Origin of the sequence: Methylibium sp. T29-B, assembly GCF_000576225.1 — a bacterium.
In the GTDB taxonomy this organism is placed as follows: domain Bacteria; phylum Pseudomonadota; class Gammaproteobacteria; order Burkholderiales; family Burkholderiaceae_C; genus Methylibium; species Methylibium petroleiphilum.
This window is the reverse complement of record NZ_AZSN01000183.1, coordinates 1-6,541: the sequence shown is the minus strand read 5'-3', so window position 1 is coordinate 6,541 and position 6,541 is coordinate 1. Positions and strand designations below refer to the sequence as shown.

Genomic DNA, 6,541 nt, shown 5'->3' with positions numbered 1-6,541 from the left:
CGCGGCGCCGCCGGCCTCTGCGCTGCCGCAGCGCAACCTGCTGGTCGAGGTGCGCCAGGGCGACGAGTCCAGCTTCACGGCCAGCGGCGGCGGCCTGCGCGACGGTGCGGTGACGGTGGGGCCGAACGGCCAGGTGTCCGGCCGCGCCGGCGTGACGCTCGAGTCGCGCAGCGGCGACCGATCGGGCGATGCGCAGCACCGGCTGCTCGTGCTCAACGGCGGTCAGGGGATGCTGAACGTGGGCGCGTCCGTGCCGCTGACCTGGCTGGAGGTGGTGTGGACGCCCAGCGGCCCCGGCGCGATCGCCGGCAGCAGCTACGTCGACACCGGGCGCAGCGTCGCGGTGCGGCCCCGTTGGCCCGGCGGCGGCTCGCCGGTCACGGTGGAAGTGCGCACCGAGGCCAGCGCGCTGGCCTCCGGCGGCATGCCCTCGCGCTACGACTTCCGCGGCCAGCCCCAGCCCGAGGGCAGCATCGACCGCGCCGGCCTGCTGACCACGGTGCAGCTGCCGCTCGGTGAGTGGGTCACCGTCGCCAGCGACGGCGGCAGCGAGCGACGCAGCGAACGCGGGGTGCTGTCCAGCGCCGAGATCGCGCGCGACCGGCGCTACGTGGTGCAGATGCGCGTCACGCTGCCCTGATCCCATCGGACCGCTGCGCCGACGCGCGCGGCGCCGCTGCCGCGCTCAGCCCGCGGTACCGACGGCCAGCCGGTCCCGGCCGCCGCGCTTGGCCTCGTAGAGCGCGGCGTCTGCCGCGTCGGTGAGGGCCTTGGGCTCGATCGACTTGCCCGCCACCCGCACGGCCACGCCGATGCTCAGCGACACCACGCCGTCGGTCGGCGATGCCAGGTGCTCGATCGCGGCGTCGCGCAGCGCCTGCAGGCAGCGCTGCGCGACGGCTCGCGCGCCATCGATCGGCGTGCCCGGCAGCAGCACCGCGAACTCCTCGCCGCCGTAGCGCGCCACGATCTCGCCGCCGCGCCGCGCGCAGGCGGTGATGAGCTCGGCCACGCGGCGCAGGCAGTCGTCGCCGGCAGGGTGGCCGTAGCGGTCGTTGTAGAGCTTGAAGTGGTCGATGTCGATCATCAGCAGCGCCAGCGGCTGGTGTGTCCGCGCGCTGCGCGCCCACTCGCGGGCCAGGCAGTCGTCGAAATGGCGCCGGTTGCCCACCCCGGTCAGCGCATCGGTCGTCGACAGCTGCTGCAGCCGCGCATGCGCCAGCTCGATCTCGGCCTCGGCCTCCTTGCGGCGCGTCACGTCGCGGTGCGTGCCGACCACGCGCAGCGGCTGCCCGTCCGCGCTGCGGTCGACCACCACCGCATGGCTCTGCACCCAGATCCAGTGGCCCGCGCGATGCCGCATGCGGTGCTCGCACTGGAAGGCCGGCGCCGCGCCGCCCAGGTGGGCCTGCAGCGCGGCCCGCACCTGCGGCCAGTCGTCGGGATGGATCAGCGTGCGCCAGTCGGTGGTGCTCGGCCCGGCCCCGTCGGCGGCATGCCCCAGCATCTCGAGTTCGCGCGCGTTCGCGGTCCAGACGTTGGAGGGCACGTGGATGTCCCAGAGACCGAGGTTGCCGCCGCGCAGCACCAGGTCCAGCAACTCCGCGCTGCGCTGCCGCTCGCGCTGCGCCTCGGCCGAGGTCTTCGCCAGTTCGGCCGCCTGCTGCTGCGCCAGGCGCGTGTGCGCACGCAGCGCCAGCAGCGCCGCGGTCTGGCGTGCCAGGGCCTGCAGCGCCGCGGCCTGGGCCGGCGCCAGCAGGCGCGGCTGCGTGTCGATGACGCACACCGTGCCCATCGGCAGCCCGCCCTCCACGAGGATCGGTGCACCGGCGTAGAAGCGGATGTGCGGCGGCCCGGTGACCAGCGGGTTGTCGGCGAAGCGCGGGTCGGCATGGGCGTCGGGGATCGTGAACACCGCGTCCGGCCGCAGCAGCGCGTGGTCGCAGAAGGCCAGGTCGCGCGGGGTCTCCTGGGCCTCGAGGCCGACGCGGGCCTTGAACCACTGGCGTTCGGCGTCGACCAGCGAGATCAGCGCGATCGGCGCGCCGCAGAGCTGCGAGGCCAGCGCCACGATGTCGTCGTAGGCCCCCTCGGGCAGGCTGTCGAGGATCTCGAAGCGGCGCAGGTGCGCCACGCGATCGGCGTCGTTCTCGGCACGGGCAGCGGGAACAGCGGGCATCTCGACGGACGGCCTGGCGGCGGGAGCATCACGACGATCGAGGATAGCCCGCGACGTGGCGCCTGTCGGCAAGCTCGTGCAACACCGGGCCGGCGCCCGGGCAAACCCTTGCCGCGCGAACCGATCGGTGGCACACGGCTTGCGCCAAGTCGAGCATGCACGTCTGTTCGCCCGACCCTGCCGCCCTGCCGCCCGCCTCGGCGGCGCCTCGGGCCGTGCCGCGCCACGACGGCACGCCGTGGCAGGACCGTCTCACGCTGCTGCTCGAATCGACCGGGGACGGCATCTTCGGCATCGACATCGACGGCTGCTGCACTTTCATGAACCGCGCCGCCGCCCAGGGCCTGGGCTACCGCACCGAAGAGGTGCTCGGCCGCAACATGCATGCGCTGATCCACCACTCGCACGGCAACGGTGCGCATTACGCCGAGGCGGACTGTCCGATCTTCAACGCCTTCCGCCGCGGGTTGCCGTGCCGCATCGACCACGAGGTGCTGTGGCGCGCCGACGGCAGCTCCTTTCAGGCCGAGTACTCGTCCTACCCCATCGTCGAGGCCGGCGCGGTGGTGGGTGCGGTGGTCACCTTCGTCGACATCACCGCGCGCAAGCAGGCCGAGGAACAGCTGGTGCGCGCCAAGCGCGAGCTCGAACGCACCAACGACCGGCTGGAGCAGCGCGTCGCCGAGCGCACCCGCGCGCTCAGCGACGCGCTCGCGCAGCGGCGCCGGCTCTCGGCCTACCTGGAGACGGTGCGCGAAGAGGAGCGCACCCGCATCGCCCGCGAGATCCACGACGAACTCGGCTCGCTGCTGGTGGCGCTGAAGATGGACGTCAACTGGCTCGAGAAGCGCGTCGCCGACCGCCTGCCGCTGGCCGCCAAGTGCGAGGGCATGGGCGCGCTGATCGACACCGCGGTCGACAAGGTCGGCCGCATCATCACCGACCTGCGGCCCAGCATCCTCGATCACCAGGGCCTGTGGGCCGCGCTGGAGTGGCAGGCCCAGGAGTGGCTGGAGAGCGCCGAGCTGGAGGCCGACATCCAGGTGCACGTGGCCGCCGGCGTCGCGCCGCCCGAGGGCGGGTCGGCGATCGCGGTGTTCCGCATCTTCCAGGAGCTGCTGTCGAACATCGCGCGGCATGCGAAGGCGCGTCGCGTCGGCATCCGCATCGTGGTCGATGCGCCGCCCGAGCCGGTGCTCTACCTCGATGTGCGCGACGATGGCGTCGGCACCACCGCCGAGGCGCTGAACGACCCGCGCAGCTACGGCGTGATGGGCATGCGCGAGCGCGCGGCGCACTTCGGCGGGCGTCTCACGATCGACAGCGCGCCCGGCCAGGGCACGCTGGTGCGGTTGGTGATGCCGCTCGCGCCGGAGGAGCGGCCATGATCCGCGTCGTCATCTGCGACGACCACGTGATCGTGCGCCAGGGCATCAAGCAGATCCTGGCCGACGCCGGGGACATCGCGCTGGCCGGCGAAGCCGGCAACGGCCCCGACGCGATGGCCCTGGTGCGCGCCGGCGCCGCCGCCGGCACGCCGCCCGACGTGGTGCTGCTCGACATCGCGATGCCGCAGCGCGACGGACTCGACGTGCTGAAGTCGCTGAAGGCCGAGTTCCCGAGGTTGCCGGTGCTGATGCTCAGCACCTATCCCGACCGGCAGTACGCGGTGCGCAGCCTCAAGCTCGGCGCGGCCGGCTACCTGAACAAGAGCGCCGACAGCGAGCAGATGATCGACGCCATCCGCAGGGTGGCGCAGGGCAAGCTCTTCATCACCCCCAGCGTCGCCGAGCAGCTGGCGGGCGCGGTGGGGGCCGGCATCGGCAGCAGGAAGGGCGGCGTCGGCGACGACGAGGCCCCGCTGCACGAGCGCCTGTCGCACCGCGAGTACCAGGTGTTCGGCCTGCTCGCGGCCGGCAAGAGCGTCGGCGAGATCGCCGAGCAGCTGGTGCTGTCGTCCAACACGGTGAGCACCTACCGCGCCCGCATCCTCGAGAAGACCGGGGTGCGCAACGACGTGGAGCTGGCGTTGTACGCGGTGCGGCAGGAGCTGATGCAGGTCTGACGGCGCGCGGCCGGGCGGCCGGTGGCGGAACGTGAGCTTGATCCAGGTCAGCCGCCGGCGAGTCGCGGCGCCGTTGCGCGCCGGCTGTGCCAGAGTGCGGCGTGTCCGATGCACTGGCCCGCGGGCCACCGACGCGCATGAAGCTCACCTTCCTCGGCGCCGCCGACACCGTCACCGGCTCGAAGCACCTGGTCGAGATGGGCGGCGCGCGCGTGCTGCTCGACTGCGGCCTGTTCCAGGGCTACAAGACGCTGCGCGAGCGCAACTGGGCGCCGCTGGCGGTGCCGCCGGCGCAGATCGACGCGGTCGTGCTGAGCCACGCCCACCTCGACCACTGCGGCTGGCTGCCGGTGCTGGTGAAGCAGGGATTCAAGGGCCCGGTGTATGCCTCCGCCGCCACGCGCGACCTCGCCGAGGTGCTGCTGCTCGACAGCGCCCACCTGCAGGAGGAGGACGCACGCCGCGCCAACCGCGGCGGCTGGTCGCGGCATGCGCCGGCCCTGCCGCTGTACGGCGTGGCCGACGCCAAGCGCGCCATCGCCCGCATCGGCGTGGCCCCGGCCGGGCGCGGGGTGCGCGTCGGCGACGCCCGCATCGAGTTCACCCCCGCCGGCCACCTGCTGGGGGCGATGTCGGTGAGCGTGTGCGCGAACGGCCGCACGCTGGTGTTCTCGGGCGATCTCGGTCGCGGCGACGACCTGCTGATGCCCGCGCCGGGCCGCGTGGCGCAGGCCGATGTGCTGCTGATCGAGTCGACCTACGGCAACCGCTGCCATCCGCGCGACAACGTGCAGGCGCATCTGGGCGAGATCGTGCGTGCCACGGTGCGGCGCGGCGGCAGCGTGCTGCTGCCGTCGTTCGCCGTCGGTCGCGCGCAGGCCCTGCTGCTGGTGCTGCAGCGGCTCAAGGCGGCCGGCGAGATCCCGGCCGACCTGCCGCTCTTTCTGGACAGCCCGATGGCGAGCACCGCGACCGCGCTGTACCAGCGCCACCGCAAGCTGCTGCGCATCACGCCGCGCGAGGCGGCCACGCTGACCGACGACGTGACGCTGGTCGCCGGGCCCGAGGCGTCCGAGCGCCTGACGCGCCAGCGCTGGCCCAAGGTCATCATCTCGGCCAGCGGCATGGCCACCGGCGGGCGCGTGCTGCACCACCTGAAGGCGCTGGCGCCCAACCCGCGCAACCACATCGTGTTCCCCGGCTTCCAGGTCGGCGGCACGCGCGGCGCGGCGCTGGTGGGCGGTGCGCGCGAGGTCAAGATCCACGGCGAGTACGTCGCGGTGAAGGCCACCGTGAGCCACCTCGAAGGCTTCTCCGGCCATGCCGATGCCGACGGGCTGATGGAGTGGCTGCGCGGCTTCGAGACACCGCCCGAGCGCTGCTTCGTCGTCCACGGCGAGCCGGCGGCGGCCGACACGCTGCGGCTGCGCATCCAGGACGAACTGGGCTGGCGCGTGTCGGTGCCGGAACACGGCGCGGCGCTGGACCTGTGAGCGGGGTCACGCTGCCGGACGGTGCCCTCGGCCTCGCGGTGGCCCTCGGTGCCGGCCTGCTGATCGGCGTCGAGCGCGAGCGCCGCAAGGGCCGCGGTCGGGACCGCGAAGCCGCGGGCCTGCGCAGCTTTGCCGTCGCGGCCGCCACCGGCGGCCTGGCGCAGTGGGTGCCGGTGCCGGGCTGGTGATCGTCGGCGCCTGCTGGTGGCCGGGCTGGCCGCGCTGTCGCACGCGAAGAGCCGTTCGCGCGATCCTGGCCTGACGACCGAGCTGGCGCTGTTCACCACCTACCTGATCGGCGTGCAGTCGGTCCTCTCGCCGGCCCTCGGGGCGGCCTGCGGTGCGGGGCTGGCGGTGCTGCTGGCAGCACGTGAACGCCTGCACCGCTTCGCAACCGAGCTGCTCAGCGAGCAGGAGTTGCACGATGGGCTGCTGCTGACGGCGCTGGCGCTCATCGTGCTGCCCCTGATCCCGGCGCGACCGCTCGATGCCCTGGGAGGGATCGATCCCCGCCCGCTCGCCGCCCTGGTGCTGCTGATCCTGGCGATGCAGGCGGCAGGCCAGGTGGCGCTGCGTGCGCTGGGACCGCGTGGCGGCGTGCTGGCAGCCGGGCTGGTGTCGGGCTTCGTGTCGAGCACTGCCACGGTGGCCTCGCTCGGCGGCCGGGCGCGCGAGCGGCCCGAGCAGGCGGCGCTGCTGGCGGGTGGGGCGGTGTTGTCGGGTGTGGCCACCTGGCTGCAGGCGTTGCTGATCAGCGTCCTGCTGTCGCCACCGGCCGCGGCGGCGCTGCTGCTGCCGGCGCTG

The 6,541-nt window shown here is 73.7% G+C and carries 7 protein-coding genes; 6 read left to right on the top strand and 1 reads right to left on the bottom strand.

The features are described from left to right. On the top strand, window positions 1–640 hold a 640-nt coding region (locus tag Y694_RS25015; protein ID WP_036235316.1), incomplete at its 5' end, for a hypothetical protein. Between the two features lie 45 nt (window positions 641–685). On the opposite strand, the gene Y694_RS22785 is transcribed toward Y694_RS25015, so the two are convergent. Continuing rightward, on the bottom strand, window positions 686–2,179 hold the full coding sequence (locus Y694_RS22785; protein ID WP_051495897.1) for a diguanylate cyclase domain-containing protein: 1,494 nt from the start codon (window positions 2,177–2,179) through the stop codon (window positions 686–688). Between the two features lie 155 nt (window positions 2,180–2,334). On the opposite strand from Y694_RS22785, the gene Y694_RS18890 reads away from it, so the two are divergent. The 5 genes from Y694_RS18890 to Y694_RS18875 form a co-directional block, all read left to right on the top strand. Beyond that, entirely contained in the window at window positions 2,335–3,567 is a 1,233-nt protein-coding gene (locus Y694_RS18890) for a PAS domain-containing sensor histidine kinase (protein WP_081771403.1), read from the top strand. Then, window positions 3,564–4,244, top strand: coding sequence for a response regulator transcription factor (locus Y694_RS18885; RefSeq protein WP_036235314.1), 681 nt, complete (start codon window positions 3,564–3,566; stop codon window positions 4,242–4,244). The genes Y694_RS18890 and Y694_RS18885 overlap by 4 nt, the downstream gene beginning before the upstream one ends. A gap of 137 nt (window positions 4,245–4,381) precedes the next feature. Continuing rightward, window positions 4,382–5,737, top strand: coding sequence for an MBL fold metallo-hydrolase RNA specificity domain-containing protein (locus Y694_RS18880; RefSeq protein WP_036235312.1), 1,356 nt, complete (start codon window positions 4,382–4,384; stop codon window positions 5,735–5,737). Continuing rightward, window positions 5,734–5,925 (top strand): hypothetical protein, encoded by a 192-nt coding sequence (locus Y694_RS26240; RefSeq protein WP_231497783.1) that lies wholly within the window; start codon window positions 5,734–5,736, stop codon window positions 5,923–5,925. Before Y694_RS18880 ends, Y694_RS26240 begins: the two co-directional genes overlap by 4 nt. Before the next feature lie 16 nt (window positions 5,926–5,941). Then, a partial coding sequence (locus Y694_RS18875; protein ID WP_231497782.1) for a DUF4010 domain-containing protein occupies window positions 5,942–6,541 on the top strand: 600 nt, incomplete at its 3' end.